The sequence below is a fragment of the Arcicella aurantiaca genome (assembly GCF_003148625.1).
GTDB lineage: Bacteria > Bacteroidota > Bacteroidia > Cytophagales > Spirosomataceae > Arcicella > Arcicella aurantiaca.
This window is the reverse complement of sequence record NZ_QGGO01000011.1, coordinates 157645-174584: the sequence shown is the minus strand read 5'-3', so window position 1 is coordinate 174584 and position 16940 is coordinate 157645. Positions and strand designations below refer to the sequence as shown.

The 16940-nt window shown below is 33.4% G+C and carries 14 protein-coding genes; 6 read left to right on the top strand and 8 right to left on the bottom strand.

What is annotated here, in order from left to right; all coding sequences use genetic code 11:
* Positions 1 to 378: 378 nt before the first annotated feature.
* The 4 genes from LV89_RS12265 to LV89_RS12250 are packed head-to-tail and all read right to left on the bottom strand — an operon-like array spanning position 379 to position 4141.
* Positions 379 to 1377, bottom strand: coding sequence for a glycosyltransferase (locus tag LV89_RS12265; RefSeq protein ID WP_109743187.1), 999 nt, complete (start codon positions 1375 to 1377; stop codon positions 379 to 381).
* Between the two features lie 44 nt (positions 1378 to 1421).
* Positions 1422 to 2048, bottom strand: coding sequence for a polysaccharide deacetylase family protein (locus LV89_RS12260; protein ID WP_109743186.1), 627 nt, complete (start codon positions 2046 to 2048; stop codon positions 1422 to 1424).
* Positions 2049 to 2051: 3 nt separating this feature from the next.
* Positions 2052 to 3149, bottom strand: coding sequence for a glycosyltransferase family 2 protein (locus LV89_RS12255; protein WP_109743185.1), 1098 nt, complete (start codon positions 3147 to 3149; stop codon positions 2052 to 2054).
* Between the two features lie 11 nt (positions 3150 to 3160).
* Complete coding sequence (locus LV89_RS12250) at positions 3161 to 4141, bottom strand: lysylphosphatidylglycerol synthase domain-containing protein (protein ID WP_109743184.1); 981 nt, start codon at positions 4139 to 4141, stop codon at positions 3161 to 3163.
* Between the two features lies 1 nt (position 4142).
* Here LV89_RS12250 and ruvC point away from each other — a divergent pair, with 1 nt between their 5' ends.
* On the top strand, positions 4143 to 4706 hold the full coding sequence (ruvC, locus tag LV89_RS12245; RefSeq protein WP_109743183.1) for a crossover junction endodeoxyribonuclease RuvC: 564 nt from the start codon (positions 4143 to 4145) through the stop codon (positions 4704 to 4706).
* Between the two features lie 107 nt (positions 4707 to 4813).
* Positions 4814 to 6067, top strand: a complete 1254-nt coding sequence (locus LV89_RS12240) for a hypothetical protein (protein WP_146199152.1) — start codon at positions 4814 to 4816, stop codon at positions 6065 to 6067.
* 148 nt (positions 6068 to 6215) lie between these two features.
* Here LV89_RS12240 and LV89_RS12235 read toward each other — a convergent pair whose 3' ends face one another.
* The gene (locus LV89_RS12235; RefSeq protein ID WP_109743181.1) at positions 6216 to 8180 is read right to left on the bottom strand and encodes a thioredoxin domain-containing protein; all 1965 of its coding nucleotides are present in this window, start codon (positions 8178 to 8180) and stop codon (positions 6216 to 6218) included.
* 214 nt (positions 8181 to 8394) lie between these two features.
* Here LV89_RS12235 and LV89_RS12230 point away from each other — a divergent pair, with 214 nt between their 5' ends.
* On the top strand, positions 8395 to 8784 hold the full coding sequence (locus LV89_RS12230) for a DUF1398 domain-containing protein (RefSeq protein ID WP_109743180.1): 390 nt from the start codon (positions 8395 to 8397) through the stop codon (positions 8782 to 8784).
* A 96-nt stretch (positions 8785 to 8880) separates the two neighbouring features.
* The gene (locus tag LV89_RS12225; protein ID WP_109743179.1) at positions 8881 to 9759 is read left to right on the top strand and encodes a pirin family protein; all 879 of its coding nucleotides are present in this window, start codon (positions 8881 to 8883) and stop codon (positions 9757 to 9759) included.
* 84 nt (positions 9760 to 9843) lie between these two features.
* On the opposite strand, the gene LV89_RS12220 is transcribed toward LV89_RS12225, so the two are convergent.
* Both LV89_RS12220 and LV89_RS12215 read right to left on the bottom strand, forming a co-directional pair.
* Positions 9844 to 12192 (bottom strand): tetratricopeptide repeat protein, encoded by a 2349-nt coding sequence (locus LV89_RS12220; RefSeq protein ID WP_146199151.1) that lies wholly within the window; start codon positions 12190 to 12192, stop codon positions 9844 to 9846.
* A 4-nt stretch (positions 12193 to 12196) separates the two neighbouring features.
* On the bottom strand, positions 12197 to 13222 hold the full coding sequence (locus tag LV89_RS12215) for a hypothetical protein (RefSeq protein WP_109743177.1): 1026 nt from the start codon (positions 13220 to 13222) through the stop codon (positions 12197 to 12199).
* Positions 13223 to 13344: 122 nt separating this feature from the next.
* On the opposite strand from LV89_RS12215, the gene LV89_RS12210 reads away from it, so the two are divergent.
* Positions 13345 to 14673 carry a DEAD/DEAH box helicase gene (locus LV89_RS12210; RefSeq protein WP_109743176.1) on the top strand — a complete coding sequence of 443 codons (1329 nt, stop codon included), beginning with the start codon at positions 13345 to 13347 and terminating at the stop codon, positions 14671 to 14673.
* A gap of 61 nt (positions 14674 to 14734) precedes the next feature.
* On the opposite strand, the gene LV89_RS12205 is transcribed toward LV89_RS12210, so the two are convergent.
* Positions 14735 to 16366, bottom strand: a complete 1632-nt coding sequence (locus tag LV89_RS12205) for a T9SS type A sorting domain-containing protein (protein ID WP_109743175.1) — start codon at positions 16364 to 16366, stop codon at positions 14735 to 14737.
* 101 nt (positions 16367 to 16467) lie between these two features.
* Here LV89_RS12205 and LV89_RS12200 point away from each other — a divergent pair, with 101 nt between their 5' ends.
* Complete coding sequence (locus tag LV89_RS12200; protein WP_109743174.1) at positions 16468 to 16911, top strand: hypothetical protein; 444 nt, start codon at positions 16468 to 16470, stop codon at positions 16909 to 16911.
* Positions 16912 to 16940: the final 29 nt, after the last annotated feature.

The following is a 16940-nucleotide window of genomic DNA, read 5'->3' as shown; positions in this document are numbered from 1 at the left end:
AGAGATTAGAGATTAGAGATTAGAGATTAGAGATTAGAGATTAGAGATTAGAGATTAGAGATTAGAGATTAGAGATTAGAGATTAGAGATTAGAGGCAATGCTTAATTCATATTGATAGTTCCAATTCAAAGCTAATATTTCATTTTTTTTTTGACGGACTTGAATGAAATCTATCCTCTATTCTCTATAATCTAACATCTATCCTCTATTCTCTATTCTCTATTCTCTATAATCTAACATCTATCCTCTATTCTCTATTCTCTATTCTCTATAATCTAACATCTATCCTCTATTCTCTATAATCTAACATCTATTCTCTATAATCTATTCTCTATAATCTAACATCTATCCTCTATAATCTATTCTCTATAATCTACCTAATAAACCCTCCCTTTCCAATCTACTTTTACGGGTGAATAATAGAAAAAAATCATCGTTATTTGCCACCAATTTGCGTAAAATTCGTACAGTAAAAGGTGTTTTATAAGGTGATATTCTTTCAATTTAATAATGGTTGGCAAAACGGTAATCGTTTGATTTAGCCATTTTAAAAACCATAAAATTCCAGCGATTTTCCAAGAAAAAGTTAGTCCGATTATCAATAAAATAGGCAGAAAAAGTGCTTGAAAAAACAGTAAACCAACCACCCACCAAGGACATTGTAAAGCTCCGACCATCCATCTTTTACGTTGATGCAAAAACTCTCGAAGATTAAACATTGGTAAAGTTTGATTAAATACTTCTTGATTTATCGTATTTTTAAAACCAAATCCTTTCTTCACAACTTCATGAAATAATGCAAAATCTTCAGTTATAGAAAAAGGAATTTTTGCATAACCACCCGTACTTTCATAAGCTTTGCGGGTAATGGCGGAATTATTGCCTAAACCTGTTAATGGAATTTTTAAATCAGCAGCAATTTTTAATAAAGTAAGGGCATGAAGCCAGTCAATTGACTGAAATTGATGCCATATTTTTTTCCCTCGAATGGAAGTAATTCCAACTTGATGCCCCACATGAGCATCTTTTTCAAAATTAGCAATCATACCTTTTACCCAATTTGGATTTACGGTAACATCAGCATCACAAATTAAGAAATATTCCCCTGTGGAATGTTCATAAAGATTTGCCAAAACGTTTGCCTTCCCTCTTTGACTATTAATAACCTTTTGAATATCAACCAATTGAAAATATCTCTTATTTTTTATAAAATCAACAACAAACCATTTTGTGTTATCATCTGAATTATCATTTCCAATTAAAACCTGCAAACAATCTTTTGGATAATCGAGACGCTCAATTGATTGGAGACAATTAATGATATTATCTTCTTCGTTTCGAGCGGCAATCCATATTGTTATTTTTGGGTAATTCATACGTAAGTTTAAGCAGGTTTAAAAAATAGGTTTTTATATAAATACTATAATTTTTTAAAGACAAAATCTCGTTCAGAAAAATGTTCTAAAACTCGTGGCAAAACATATTTCATATTTCTACTTGCCTTTATACTATCATGAAATAATACAATTGAGCCTTGTTCTGTATGCTGTAAAGTTTTCTTCAAAACCTGTTCTTGTGTAATATTTTGGTCATAATCTGCCGTGAGAACATCCCACATCACAATTTCGTGAGTTTTCAGTATTTCTTTTGCTTGATTTCGTTTAATTCTCCCATACGGAGGACGAAAAAGTCGTCTATTTTGTATTTCGTTCTTGTCAATTTCAACTTGACATAAATCAAAATTTTTTAAGTATTCACCATTTTCCGTATTCCAACCTTTTAGGTGGTTAAAAGTATGATTCCCGATTGTATGACCCTGATTTACAACTTGTTGGAATACATTTTGATGTTTTGCGATATTATCTCCAATACAAAAAAAAGTCGCTTTTGCGTTAAATTTTGCTAATTCTTCTAAAACAAATTCAGTAATTTCTGGAATTGGACCATCATCAAATGTCAAATAAATCTCTTTTTCTTTGGTAGGAATTCGCCAAAGAAAATCAGGATATAAAGCCCGCATTAAGAAATTTGTTTTGTGAATAATCATATTTTACGACAACTTTCGACCTTTCCAAGTGTAGCCTTTTCCTTGGGCAATTAAGCCAAAAAAGACCACATAAAACGGATATAAAATTTGAACAATTAGAATATATTTAATTTTATCTTTGTGACCTAAAAACCTGATTATCAAAGATAAAAAAGCAAATTCAAATACTAACTTTAGAAATAAATTAGTATAATTTAAAGTGATAAAACTCCAAATAACACCCAAATTTACAACAAAAATGAAGATTGCTAATGCCGAAACTTTCCAATCTTTATAATATTTCCATTTGCTTGCCCATCTTCGTCTTTGTTGATAAAAATGTTGCCAATCGGCTTGAGTATTTGTTAATACAATTGCATTTTTATCTGCATTAAAAACAACCTTTTCGGGATATTTTTCAGCAATTTTGTGCATCAAAAATTCATCATCACCCGAAGCTAAATGCTCATTTCCAGCAAATCCTCCCACTTCTTCAAAAACCTCTCGTGTATAAGCAATATTAGCTCCATTACACATATTGGGCTTTTTTAGGTACATAGCACACGCTCCAGAACCAATCAGACTGGCAAACTCTATAATTTGTGCAGTATTCCAAAATTTATGCTCATTTATGAAAGAGACAGGAGAACTGACCAATTTGGCGTTTGTAGTTTTAAAAATTTGTTCAATAGATACCAACCAATTAGGGAAAACTCGACAATCTCCATCGGTGGTAATAATCAATTCGCCCGAAGATATTTCAATGCTTTTTTTAATAGCTCGTTTTTTGGGAGAGGAACTCTTATCGTCCAGAATATTAAGCAGTTTCAAATTAAATTTAGCGTTTTCTTGAAAAGCTAAAACGAATGATTCGGTTTGGTCGGTAGAACCATCATTGGCAATTATTACTTCAAAATTCTCAAATGGATAATTCTGACTATCAAGGTCTTGCAAAAGTTTTACGATATTATCTTCTTCATTTCTTACAGGAATAATGACGGTTAATTTTGTATTTCTCTGACTCGTTTCTTCTTGTTTTTCTCGTCGCATTTTTAACCAAGTCATAATCAAAACAAGGTTAAATAATGCGTATAAAATATTGATAATCAAGAAAAAAGACATCGTTTTATGAGTTACAGTTTAGATTTCAAGAATAAAAAACCGCCAATTATTACAGGAAAAAGTATATTTAACAGCCACAGAAAAAATGTAGCAGTAAACACTGATGTATTATTTACTGAATATAAATTAAAGAAATGCAAAGCTGAAAATTCTCTTACCCCCAAATCTGTCACAAAGTTTATGGGCGGAATTATGGTTTTGAAGAGCAAAACTAAACATGAAATTGCCCATAATTGCAAAAACGGTAGTGGTACTTGAAAAACAATTAGGACAAGTACAAATTGTAACGAAAAGGTAAGGTAACGTAAAACTGCCCAAAGAAAAATGTCCTTAAAATCTGCTAAATCAAATTCTGAAAGAGCTTTCAAATGATTTTCATACTTTTTAACCATTTGAAAATTTGTAAAAAACGCTGTTATTTTTCCTCGAAAAGTAAAAACCATCACACCTAATATCAGCGTTAAAATTACTCCGATAAAAATTATTTGGTCAATTTTTGAATCTTTTGTCGATAAAACCACCACATAAGCAATTGCCCCAAAAAGAATTGAAACATAAAATTGAATCCCATTTCCTAACAAAACTAAACCAATTCCTTCAGAACGATTTTTACTTTTCAACTTCATTAATCTACCTGCAAAATCACCCAAATTTGCAGGCGAGATAAATCCTAAGGACAAACCAACCAAAACAGATTGGTAAGCGTCTATGAAAGAAATATTCTCAATTTTTCGTACCAAAATTTGCCATTTTTTTGCCTCAAAACCCCAATTAAAAAAGATAAGTAGCACAACCGTAATTAGATACATGAAATTTTCAGCAATTGTAAGCCTTCTAAATTCATGTATAAGCTCAATAATGTTTACTCGTTCACCTTTTAAAAATCTAAACAAGACAAAAAATATTGTAGCAAAAACGCCCCATTTAAGAAGGATAAATAGTTTTTCGGATAAAATACTTGCTTTAGGAGGCGTTTTTGGGGTATTTTGCATTATGGCTGTTATAAAAGAAAAAATAATTTTAGGAGTTGACCCAGGTACTCGTTTTATGGGTTATGGTGTGATATTAACGCAAGGTGATTCAATGAAAGTCTTGCAATATGGAGTCATTAATGTAAGCAAATATACAACGCAAGGAATGAAATTAAAGAAAATTTACGAGCGTATTATTGGTATTATTGAAGAATTTTTACCTGACGAAATGGCAATTGAAGCTCCTTTTTTTGGGGTAAATGTGCAGTCGATGTTGAAATTGGGGAGGGCTCAAGGAGTGGTAATGGCGGCGGCTTTGTCACGTGATATTCCGATTGTAGAGTATTCGCCTAAAACTGTAAAACAGTCTGTTACAGGCAATGGAAACGCCTCAAAAGAACAAGTTGCTTCCATGCTCGATACGCTTTTAAAAATGAAATTAGATGCTAAAATGTTTGATGCTACCGATGCTCTGGGCATTGCGGTTTGTCATCATTTTCACGGTACAAGTATTATGGCAACTATGAAAGGAACAAAAAAAGGTTGGGGAGCTTTCGTGAATGAAAACCCTGATAGAATTAAGTAAAGCGGGTTAAGAGGTAATGGAGAATGGGCTTAAAGAAGTAGGTGTTCTGAATTGAAATTCAATGCGGTTTCGGTTTGCTATAAACTACTATCAAACAAAAAATTAGAATGAAAATTAGACAATCTACATACAAGTTTATTAACCTATTCATCATTGCTAACTGTTTACTGCTAACTATAAACTGTAACGCTCAATTATCTAATAAACAAGGTATTAGCACCATTTCTATTCACCCTTCTGGCACTTTATTTACTTTTGGATTGCCACAAAATTCTACTGTTTCATCAGGATTTCAGCAGAGTGTTTTTAGTTACGTTCCCTTTCCATTTACTGTATTTCCAATAAATTCAAGCGTAAACCGACAAGGAAAAACAGAATTATCTGGCTTAATTGGCTCTTTTGATTTGGGGTTAAATATCTCCAAATTGCTTAAAAATGACCGCATTTTAAGGACAGAAGCGGGCGTTTATTATGCTTGTATTCCACATAGTTATTCTATCGGAAACGATTATCAGTTTTCTCTAAATAATAAAGTGGCAAGTATTTGGCAAAATACCGTTAGTTATTCTGGCTTATCGGCAAGTGTCACTTATACGTCAAAATCATTAGGCAGAAGAGGTTGGGGCGAAGCACGAAATTATGCCCAATTTGGTATCAGAACGATGAATTACTTAGATAAATCTGCTGAAAATCAAGAAGATTGGGTATTTAATGGCAAAGGGTTCAAGACTCAAAGTGAAGTTGTAAACAGAAATTCGTTCCTATTTTTTCTTGAACTTGGCAAAACCTACTGGCGACGTGCTGACGATATGCGTTCGTTGGACATGGGTATTCGTGTAGGAATTCCGACGGGAAGTTTTGTGTCTAATACTTTCACGGGCTACAATAATAACGTTCCAACGGCTTCCAATAATATCCTTGAAAATGGAGCCTATATTGGTTTTCAAATGTCGTATCATTTGCCTTTGATGCAACTTCAAAAAGCCACCTCAAAAATTAAGAAAGCAGATAAAATTTACTGCGAAATGGAACGTAAAGTTGTGGTAAAACATCATTATCGAATTACTGAAAATGAGCTACAAATTCAACTTTACGACCATGAAAACGAAGATGGAGATGTGGTTTCGGTATGTTTTAATGGTCAGTATTTGATTGAAAAACATAGCCTTACGCAAAAACCAAAGATTTTAATACTCAAATTTCTTCCAAATCAACAAAATGTCTTGACCGTTTTTGCTCACAATACAGGAAAAGAAGGAGCAAATACCAGTGCAATCCGATTTATGCTAAATGGAAAAATGCAGGAAATTATTTTGTATGCCGATAAAAAGGAATCTGAAGGAATTGAGTTTATGTATTAAAATAGGTGTTAGTAGTAAGGTGTTAGGTTTTAGAAATAAAATTTACTCCTAATCAAGAATTTGCAAGAACTTCCCGAAAGTTTAAGCACTTAACATAAAACTTTCGAGAAGTCAGAAATCATTACTCTTATTTTGTCATTCCATGTAGCTATTGAATTTGTAAAAGTGCCTCCTCAACCGATTTTACAGGTAATTGGCAGGTTTTGTTATAACAGACAAAAATCAAGGTTTCGTCGGCTTTTGCAATTCTGTTTTCTAATAAAGGTAATTCACTTTGAGTTGTTGTACCTGATATAACTTTATTGGGAAAATATCTTTTATCAATGTCTTTTCTAAATCTCTCAGCATCATTTCCAACAATGGCAAATTCTACCGTAGGCGTTATCATTTGTGTTGCTAAACAAGCCCAATTGGTCAAATAATCTACATTTTTGAGCAATAAGTCTTTCATTTTACAGAGCATCAATTTAGATAAATCTTTAAAATCTTCTCTGTCTAACAATAAACCTAAAGTATAAAGATTCCGAGCCATCATTGAATTTGAACACGGAATTACATTATCAAAAATCTCTTTTTTACGGGCAATTAAAACCTCCGCATCTTTATCGGTAAAATAAAACAATTGGTCTTCTTCGTCCCAAAAATTTTGATAAGCATAAACCGTTAATTTTTCAGCCAAATGCAACCAATTTTCCTCAAATGTAGCTTGATATAAACTTGTAAAAGCGTCAATCACCGCTGCATAATCCTCTAAAAAGCCTTTTATTTTAGTTTCTCCGTTTTTGTAACTGTGGGATAAAACGCTGTCTTTCAAGAATTTATCTTTTATAAAATGTGCGTTTTGCAAGGCTAATGCTAAAAACTCAGGTTCATCAAAAGCACGATAAGCATCTACCAAACCTTTGAGCATCAAGCCATTCCAAGAGCAAAGGATTTTATCGTCTAATCCAGGTCGAATTCTTTTATTTCGTTCTTGATTTAATTTCTCAATCTGTTCTTGATATTTTGAGTTTAAAATCGTGTCATTTTTCCAAAGAATATTTACGCCATGTTCCCAATTTCCGTATTCTGTTACTTGATAATCTTTACAAAACTCTTTGGAATCTGCTCCTAAAATTTCGTCAATTTCTGCTTTATACCAAACATAATATTTCCCCTCCACTCCTTCCGAATCTGCATCTAAAGCAGAATAAAATCCGCCTTCTGGACTGGTCATTTCTCTTTTTAGCCAGCCAATTGTTTCGTAAACAGTTTCTTTGTAAAGTTCTTCTTGCGTAAGCGTATAAGCTTCTGAATATAAACTGACTAATTGTCCATTATCATAAAGCATTTTCTCAAAATGGGGACAAAACCACTCACTATCAACCGAATAGCGAGCAAAACCACCGCCCAATTGGTCATAAATACCACCAATGGCGATTTTGTCAAGCGTGAATTTTAAATGATTGAGTGCTTTGGGAGAAGTTTTGGCATAACGCAATAAAAACAACCAAATAGAAGGCATCGGAAATTTGGGACTTCTTTGAAATCCGCCCCATTCTTCATCAAAAGTATTGGATAATTTCTTGTACATCATATCCAAATCTGCCTGCACAAAATCCTGATTTTCAAAGATTAAACCGTATCTATCAGTTTCTCTAAAAAGCATATTTTCTGTAAAACCTTCCGCTGATTTTTGCAATTCTTCTTGACTATTGGTAAAACCGTTATTGATCGCTCCCAAAAGTTTTATCCAATTTTGTTTTGGGAAATAAGTACCTCCATAAAACGGCTTTCCATCGGGCATTAAAAACACATTTAGGGGCCAACCACCTTGCACACCCATTGCTTGAACGGCATCCATGTAAATAGCGTCAATATCAGGGCGTTCTTCACGGTCAATTTTAATGTTTACAAAATGACGGTTCATCACTTCCGCAACTTCTTCTTTTTCAAAACTTTCATGCTCCATTACGTGGCACCAATGACAAGCTGAATAACCAATGCTCACCAAAATAGGCTTATTTTCAGCTTTTGCTTTTGCCAAAGCCTCCTCTCCCCAAGGAAACCAATCTACAGGATTTTGAGCGTGTTGTAATAAATATGGAGATGTTTCTTTTGCTAAACGATTCATGATTTTGGGATTTGTGATTTAGGGATTTGGCATTGGTGTAATAAAACATATTCTTGGATTCTACCTAATTAATCTAAAGCAAAATATGTATTAATTAAGCCATAATCCCCAATTATTAGATAGCAAATATACTTACAAATTGGTATGTTTGTGAATCTTTCCAGAAAGGTGAAAATTAGTATTTATTGCTATTAACTTCAAAAAACAACAAATTATGTTTACAGTAGAACAAATCGAACTTGCTCATTCAAAAGTAAAATCAGGAGCAGATTTCCCTAAGTACATTCAAGAAATTATCCTTTTGGGCGTGAAAAGTTTTGAAACTTGGGTTTTTGATAGTCATACCGAATATTTTGGAGATAATAATTTTCAAACGACTTCTGAACCTCAATATGAGACTTTAATAATCGCAGAAAATAGTAATGCTGAATTATTTACTTCAAAACTTAAAAGTCACCAAAAAGGCGAAACCGACTATTTTACCTTTTGTAAAGATTGTGCAGAAACAGGTATTGAAAAATGGATAGTCGATTTAGAAAAAATGACTTGTACCTATTTTGATAAAGCCAATCAAGAAATTTTGGTTGAAATAATTCCGCAGTAGGACAGGTTTCCAACCTGTCTGAAAATAAACAATAATCACAGGTTGGAAACCTGTGCTACAAAATAAAATAACAGGTTAGAAACCTGTGCTACCTTCATGGCAACTAAAAAAGTAGAAGCAGTTTTAACGCCACAAACACCACATTTTGTGGGTGACGGATTCAGAGTACATAATTTTATTCCAAGTGTAAGAGGTTTGAGTATGCAACGCATGAGTCCTTTTATTATGATGGATTATAATTCAAAGTTTTATTTTCCACCGAGTAAAGAACCCAAAGGCGTTGGCGTTCACCCACATCGTGGCTTTGAAACGGTAACCATTGCTTACAAAGGAAAAGTAGCTCACCACGACAGTAGCGGTGGCGGTGGAATCATTGGTGAAGGCGATATTCAATGGATGACGGCGGCTTCGGGCGTTTTACACAAAGAATATCACGAAGAAAATTTCAGTAAAACGGGTGGAGAATTTCAAATGGTTCAGCTTTGGGTAAATTTACCTGCGAAAGACAAAATGTCGAAACCTAAATACCAAGCTATAAAAAACAGTGAAATTAAGCGTTATCAATTAGAAAATGAGGACGGAGAAATTGAAGTAATTGCAGGGCAATATAAAAATGTGGGAGGTACGGCATCAACTTTTACGCCGATAAATATGCTTAATGCAAAACTTAAATCTGGAGCAAAAACTGATTTTTCATTTCCTGCAAATTTTAACACTTGTTTGTTAGTCATTGAAGGAAGTATTTTGGTAAATGATAGCAAGGTGGTGCCAACTGATAATTTTGTTTTGTTTGAAAACATAGGAGAAGAATTTTTCGTAGAAGCGAAAGAAGATTCAGTCGTATTAATTTTGAGTGGCGAACCAATTGATGAGCCAATTGCCGCACATGGACCATTTGTAATGAATACCAGAGCAGAATTAATGGACGCATTCAATGATTTTAATGAAGGAAAATTTGGTTATTTAGAAGACTAAAAGTCGTATAAACTAATAGATTCGTCAACTTTTTGTAATAAAGTTGACGAATCTATATTTTTTAGTAAAGCCTGACAAACCTTTTTACTCTCCCGCAAAAGCAGAATAGTCTCCACATTCTTCTAAAACTTGTTTTTGGTAAGCCGTATTTTGATATTTAGTTTTGAGCAACTGAAAATAGATTGAAAATTTAGCAATTCTCTCCTTATTCATTCGCTCAGTAAATTTGTTCATATCCATTTCGTTGCTTGTATCTTGGCTTGCCACAAAAACATCAAAAGCAACTCTTTCACAAAGTGCAGCTCCGTAACAAGACTTCGCTGCAATTTCTGGATTAGTGGATTTCATTCCCTTCTCAAAATATTCTTTGGCTTTAGTTGCCTGATAATAATCAAAATTATATTCCTTTTTATCGTAAGAATTAACTTCTGAGGCACTCCAGCCGTGTCGTCTTAAAATCCAAGCATTTCCGTGTGTGGAAGTATTAAATGCTCCACAACCTAATAAATAAGCACTTTCTGCATCATTGGGATTTGCTTTTAACTTAGCTTCCAATTCAGCCATTTTTTGAGCGAAAGAAACAGGCGTGTAATTGGTATTTGGCTTTTCATCTCCATATTTTGGAGAAATGTAAAATGGGTCTTCATTAAACATAGACGTCCAAACATCGTCTTTCCATATTTTAGGATTCACTTTCCCGAAAGCCTCCGCTGCTTTTGCATAATTGTGTTCGTCCATGGCACGTCTGCCCATCAGCGTGTACAAATGGTCATTATCGAAACCAACTAATTTTTGTAAACGCTTATCAAAATCTGATTTATTGGGTTCTGCAACATATTGAACCAACTTTTTAATCGTTGCTAATGAAGTCGTATCTTCAATTGGAAACATATCTTTTTGCGACATATAGCCACCGTATTCTTCCCCACTTCCAGCTTGATATGTTGTAAGCATGGTCAATAAATAAGCCTTTGCAATAGCATTTGGCACAGAAACAGGCACATTTTCACTTGATTTTTTGCCAGAACAACTTGAAAGAAAACCACCTTTCGTTTCTTTATCCGAAACAGGCTGAACACCACGATATTTGGAAGCCAACATATTACAAGATTCCAAAACGGCATTACTCATTCTAAAACCTTTAGGCTTCCCAATTTGCTCTAAAATGGACAAATATGCCATTTCAACTTCTGGCGTAATTTCTTTAGTTTTCTTGCTCGTCAATAATAAATCTTGAATGAGAATCTGATTTTTCAAGCCTTGATTTTGAGAATTAATTGCTTTCGCCTGATTTAAAAACTCTTCTGATTTTGCCAAATCACCTTCAATATATTCCATGTAAGCAGACGCAATTTGCCAAAATCCAGTTTTAGCAACTTTTTGGTTCTCAGCAGTTTTAACAGAAAAATCTTTCAATTTCGACCAATAATCACTCGCAATTTGCTGTTTCTTTTTAGTTTCAGTTGAATCTTCCACATATTCCCAATCTATTTGACGATAATAATAGGCTTCATTTTTATTTATTTCACGAGCCATAATTAATTCCAACATCGGATTTTGCGGTTCAATTTCTACCATTTTCTCTAACATTGGTAAAGCATCAGTCGTAGGTTTTATGCCCGCAAAAGCATAAACTGCGGCTTTTTCATGGTCATTTTTACAGAATTTCAAAACTGAATCATCAATTACTAAACTGTCAATTCTCGCACGAACAACTACATCTGCTTGGTTTCGGTGCGACTCGCTACGGTCAAAAACTTGTGCGAAATCATAATATGCCTCCGCTTTATTTCCCAAACTCGTTTCTGCCTCCGCTTTACGCATCAATGCCCAATCTGAAATGAAACTTTTTTGTTTAATTGGCAAAATCAGTTTTTCGTATCTGCTCACCGCTTCTTCATAGTTTTTCTTAACTGCCGAAAACTTAACTAACTGAAAAGCAATACGTTCCTCAATAAAACTATCCTTATTTTGTTTCGCCACATTCAATAACGCTAAAGCTTTTTGCTCTAAAACATCAGCTTTTGAAACATATTTATTTTCTTCTCCTTCATAAGAATTGACCGTTTTTTCAAAATCTGAGTCAATTTCTTTGGCTAAAGCAATATAATTTTTGGCTAACTCATTTTTACTTTGAGTTAGATATTTTTGTAAGGCTGAACTTCCAAATTTCCCATAAATACCTTTTGCAATTTCATTTCCTGCAACTTTGTTATTGCAGTATTTTTGCCAAGCTAATATATTTTCATTTCGGCAGTGGTCAACGGTATCTTCATTACTTTCAAACTCATTTTCACCATAAAAGAAATTACTTGTATAGTTATATTTTTGATTTTGTGCCGAAGCATTTGAGCTTTCTGGCATGAAAAAACTCATAAATTCATCTACATCTACCATGCCCGGTCCACAAGCAAGTAGTGTAAAAATAGCCAAAATTTTAACGGAGCGTTTTGTTAATGTGAAGGAGTTCTTTAATTTGTTCATTTGAGTAATAAGAAATACTTTGGGAGTCGAGATGATATAAAGCAAATGTAAGTTTTTGGTTTGATATTTTTTCTAAAATGTTTCGTGAACCCTTCAAAATATCTTCGAATTGAGCATCTTCACATCTGAAAACATCGCCTTTTCTAATGGAAATATTTTGAAATTGAGCATCTGATTTTACAGTAAACTGCTGTTTATTAAGCATTTGCTCAAAATTTTCATTTTTATGCAAAGTTTCAGCACTTAGGTTATTCACAAAAAACATAAAACGGTTATTTCTAAAAACGACCGTCCAATGAAAAATGGGCATTACTACATCAAGTGCCAAAGGATATTCTTGCAATCTTTCTGTGTATTGCGTTAATAATTTTGGCGAATAAATAGAATTTAGCGTAATCGGACTTCGCCAATCGCTCATGTTATAGCACATCAACATACCACGTTCAACGGGTGGAATGCCAGTTTTTTCATAAAATTTCACCTGATGCAAACGAATGGTTGCGGATAAATGTAAGCCTGATTTTTTGAGAGAATTTAACAAAGAAAAATACTTTTGTTTTGTGGAAAGCGTCCAATCGCAATCAATTTGTAGTTCATTATATTTTTGAGGAGATAATTTTGAAATCTTTTCCAAAATAAAATGAGCTAACGAATCAACTTCATTTTTGGGCAAATTTTTCATGGTTTGATTCGTGATAAAAACCACAGGAATCATTTGACAAGAATCAGGTAATTTTTCAGCAAAACGAATGGGAGCATCCATTTGAAATTTGCTTTTCGCTTTATTCCACGAAATGTCAAAAAACTTGATGTACAGTTTCTTTACCCCATTAGTAGAAAGTGTATTCTTTTCATTTTCAAGCAATTGAAAGTTCGATTTCCAATAATAAAAAGCTGAATCAATTTCTTTAGGTTTAGTTTTTTGGCAACCTAAGTGTATTAAAATGAGAGAAATTATAAGTAAAAATCGTCTTTTCATAAATTTTCAAAATGAATATATGCTTTTGGTGGTCTTTTATTGCAAAAAATCAAATATCTGCCTCACGATTTATCTTTCCTAATCTTTAGCCGTACCTTTGTGTCAAAATTATTACAAAAGTTATGACTTTCAACGAATTAAATCTCAACAAACAACTTCTGAACGCTCTTGAAGACCTTGGCATTTCATCGCCAACGCCTATTCAAGAAAAGGTATTTTCTGCCGTAATGTCAGGTAGAGATGTTTGTGGTATTGCCCAAACGGGAACAGGTAAAACATTTGCTTATTTGTTACCATGTCTTCGTCAATTTAAGTTTTCAAAAGAAAAAAATCCTCAGTTTCTGATAATTGTTCCAACTCGTGAATTGGTTATTCAAGTGGTTGAAGAAGTGCAAAAATTGAGTAAATATTTGAGTTTGACCGTTGTGGGTGTATATGGAGGCGTTAATCTAAGACCACAAGCGGCAGAAGTTGCACAAGGTTTAGATATGTTAGTCGGAACACCGGGAAGAATTGTTGATTTATTAGCAACGGGCGTTTTAAAACCAAAAGGAATTAAAAAGTTAGTCATCGACGAATTTGATGAGATGCTTAATTTGGGTTTTAGGGCTCAATTAAAAAATATTTTCGACCGTTTACCTCAAAAACGTCAAAATTTGATGTTTTCGGCAACTTTAAATCAAGAAGTAGAAATTCTAATTGATGATTATTTCAATGATTTATTAAGAATTGAAGCCACTCCTGTTGGAACTCCTTTAGATAATATTTCTCAATCATATTATCCTGTTCCTAATTTTTTCACGAAAATTAATTTCTTAAAATTACTCTTAAACGAAAATCCAGACATGAGTAAAGTCTTGGTTTTTGTTTCTACCAAACATTTAGCTGACCTTGTTTTTGAAGAATTGAGCGAAGAATTTGCAGACTCAATGAGCGTAATTCACTCAAATAAAGCTCAAAATCATAGATTTGCCTCTGTAAATGATTTTCAAGAAGGTAAAATTAGATTTTTAATTGCTACTGACGTTATCGCTCGTGGTTTAGATGTTTCGGAAGTGACTCACGTTATCAATTTTGATTTACCGAATGCTCCCGAAAACTACGTTCACCGAATTGGTCGTACTGGTAGAGCAGAACGTAAAGGTATTGCAATCTCGTTTGTCATTGAACGTGAAATGGAATATTTAGCAGAAATTGAAAAACTCATGAATTATGAAGTCCCAACTTTGGAACTTCCAGAAAATTTAGAGATTTCAACAAGAACGCTCATTGAGGAAATTCCAAAGGTTTACACAAAAGCCATTGAAGTAAAACAAGCAAAAAGAGAAGGTGCGGGTGAGGCATTCCATGAAAAATCAGAAAAAAATAAGAAAGTAAATGTAAGAAGAAACCATGCCGCAGAAATGAAGAAAAAGTATGGTCGTTCTTACGAAAAAAGAAATAAGGATTAATTGAAAAATCACTTAATTTACCTTCCCGAAAGTTTTAGAACTTTCGGGAAGGTTTTTCTAACTACTCAATAATAATCTTCTTCATAATAACTTTTTCGCCCTCCACATAATTTAAAAAATAGCTTCCAGAAGTCAATTTCAAATCAAACGATTGTTTTCTGCTATTTCCTGTCAAATTTTGATTTAATACTTCTCTTCCAAAAATATCTACAATTTTCAAGTTTCCTGTCAAGAAATTATCCCCAAAAAATTCAAATATAAAAGTTCCTCTTGAAGGATTTGGATAGAGTAAATAATTGGTTTGTAAGTCGGGCAAAGGGAATTTGCACAAAAACGTTTGCTTCCCTTTCAATTGAATTTTTTGCGACCATCCGCCATAACTCACTAATAAATCTGTGGTTTCATTATCATTGGCAAATTCGTTGATAGCAGCAATGAGAATCTCATTTCCTTTCACAACGCCACGCCAAACAGGGTCACGGTCTTGAAAATGCTGATATGCCGATTTTGGAATAACTAAACGGTGATTGCCAATAAAGAAATCTTTGAACTGAGAAAGACGATACAATGAATTTACATAAGTTTCATAAGATGAATAATTGAGCGAGTCGGGCGTAATTGGATTCTCCCAAAGCCAAACACCTTTTGCACCTGAGAAAAAAGGAAAAATAGCCTGAGCTTCAATTAAATAATCTTTGATATTTGTGTTATAACGATAAGTAGAATTAGCTTGGCATTTATTGTAAGTAAGCCATTGAAAAAGCATAATTTCTTTTTCGCTTCTTGCCACATTTGCCTCAATTTGAAACAGTTGATAAGCAATATTTGGATATTCTTTTAGCAAACTGTATTCATAACAAAAATAGGCAGAAGGTGCTAAAAAAGTATTTTGTTTATAAAACTCCCCTCCTACTTTTTTGCTGACAGAATCCACCATATAATAATTTAAAACCTTGTCAGAAGTTTGCCATTCTTGCCAAGTGTAATTAAGTGGAAATTCAGAATTTTTCACAGGTGCATCAGAATATGAAGCGAAATTAGTAGTGGTAGGTATTCCATTTGCTTTCAAATACTTAATTGGCTCAGCATACAATTTTCCTAAATCAATTTTATAACGTTCTGTAAAATCAATATCTGATAATTTCCGATATTTGGCTGGCAAAGTTGTATCTGCTTTCAAAAAACGAATAGCCGCATCTGTTGGAATTTCCCTTTCTACATCCAAGAGTAAAATATCTAAATTAGGCATTGCCTTGCCTTGCGTATCTGTAAACATTCCTGCCATTGCACGCATTTCAGCATTCCATTTTTCTTGGTATTTTCCTAAATCATTCGCCCAAGGACTTTCAATTTCGTACCATGGTTGACCTACTAAACTGGCAACTCCGCCCCATAAAATTGCTCTATTTTTTACAGGTAAGTTTCCATCGTGGCGATTAAAATTTGCCAAATGTGAAAAACCATGTTTTAGGGGTAATTGTAATGAATCTCCAAATCTTGGCCCATTATAAACCACTTTAAAAGGTAGAGAAAATTCAGGAAATTGTTGCCAATTGACGACTCCATTTTTTGTTGAACGAGTATAAGGAAAGGCTGTTTGACAGTCCGTTTGTCCCCAAACTTGATTAGTTAGAACAAAAAATAAAAAAATAAAACCCTTTTTTATCACGTTTACTGGATAAATGTCAAACATTCATCAATTAAAGTTTTTAAATTTGTATTAAATGTTAATTATCCGACGATTTAATGAAAATCGGATAATTTTATAGCTCGATATTATAACTCCATAACGAAATGACACGCACGAAATTATTAATTATTCTCATACTAAGTCTTGGTATTTTTTCATGTGCTAAAGATTCCTCTACTGACCCAGCCGTTAACAAAACCGAAGCCATAAAATCAACGGAATGGGTGGTTGACGGTTTTACAACTGCTGATAATACACCTATTGACCCTGCTTTGTTTGCTGGTGATGCCAAATTTATTAATCAGTTAACTTATATTTTTGAAAACACTGGCACTGTTCGTTCTTACGACAAAATCTCAAAACAACCTGCTGCTTATGGTACTTGGGGGCTTTCTGAAAGTGATACAAAATTAGACATCAATATTCAAGGTTTCAAAGGAACATTTGGCGTGATTGAGTTATCAAAACAAAAAATGATTTTGAGAAATAATATAAAATACAATAATACAGAAATCCCTGTAAATATGGTTTTCTTACCATTGAAATAGTTTTAGTAACACAGACTTTAGTCTGTTTA

Bases quoted from the DNA above. Each gene is read 5' to 3' on its own strand.
- LV89_RS12230 (WP_109743180.1), top strand. From the start codon at position 8,395: ATGTTTACAGTAGAACAAATCGAACTTGCTCATTCAAAAGTAAAATCA.
- LV89_RS12210 (WP_109743176.1), top strand. From the start codon at position 13,345: ATGACTTTCAACGAATTAAATCTCAACAAACAACTTCTGAACGCTCTT.
- LV89_RS12215 (WP_109743177.1), bottom strand. From the start codon at position 13,222: ATGAAAAGACGATTTTTACTTATAATTTCTCTCATTTTAATACACTTA.
- LV89_RS12205 (WP_109743175.1), bottom strand. From the start codon at position 16,366: ATGTTTGACATTTATCCAGTAAACGTGATAAAAAAGGGTTTTATTTTT.
- ruvC (WP_109743183.1), top strand. From the start codon at position 4,143: ATGGCTGTTATAAAAGAAAAAATAATTTTAGGAGTTGACCCAGGTACT.
- LV89_RS12235 (WP_109743181.1), bottom strand. From the start codon at position 8,180: ATGAATCGTTTAGCAAAAGAAACATCTCCATATTTATTACAACACGCT.
- LV89_RS12240 (WP_146199152.1), top strand. From the start codon at position 4,814: ATGAAAATTAGACAATCTACATACAAGTTTATTAACCTATTCATCATT.
- LV89_RS12225 (WP_109743179.1), top strand. From the start codon at position 8,881: ATGGCAACTAAAAAAGTAGAAGCAGTTTTAACGCCACAAACACCACAT.
- LV89_RS12265 (WP_109743187.1), bottom strand. From the start codon at position 1,377: ATGAATTACCCAAAAATAACAATATGGATTGCCGCTCGAAACGAAGAA.
- LV89_RS12255 (WP_109743185.1), bottom strand. From the start codon at position 3,149: ATGTCTTTTTTCTTGATTATCAATATTTTATACGCATTATTTAACCTT.
- LV89_RS12200 (WP_109743174.1), top strand. From the start codon at position 16,468: ATGACACGCACGAAATTATTAATTATTCTCATACTAAGTCTTGGTATT.
- LV89_RS12250 (WP_109743184.1), bottom strand. From the start codon at position 4,141: ATGCAAAATACCCCAAAAACGCCTCCTAAAGCAAGTATTTTATCCGAA.
- LV89_RS12260 (WP_109743186.1), bottom strand. From the start codon at position 2,048: ATGATTATTCACAAAACAAATTTCTTAATGCGGGCTTTATATCCTGAT.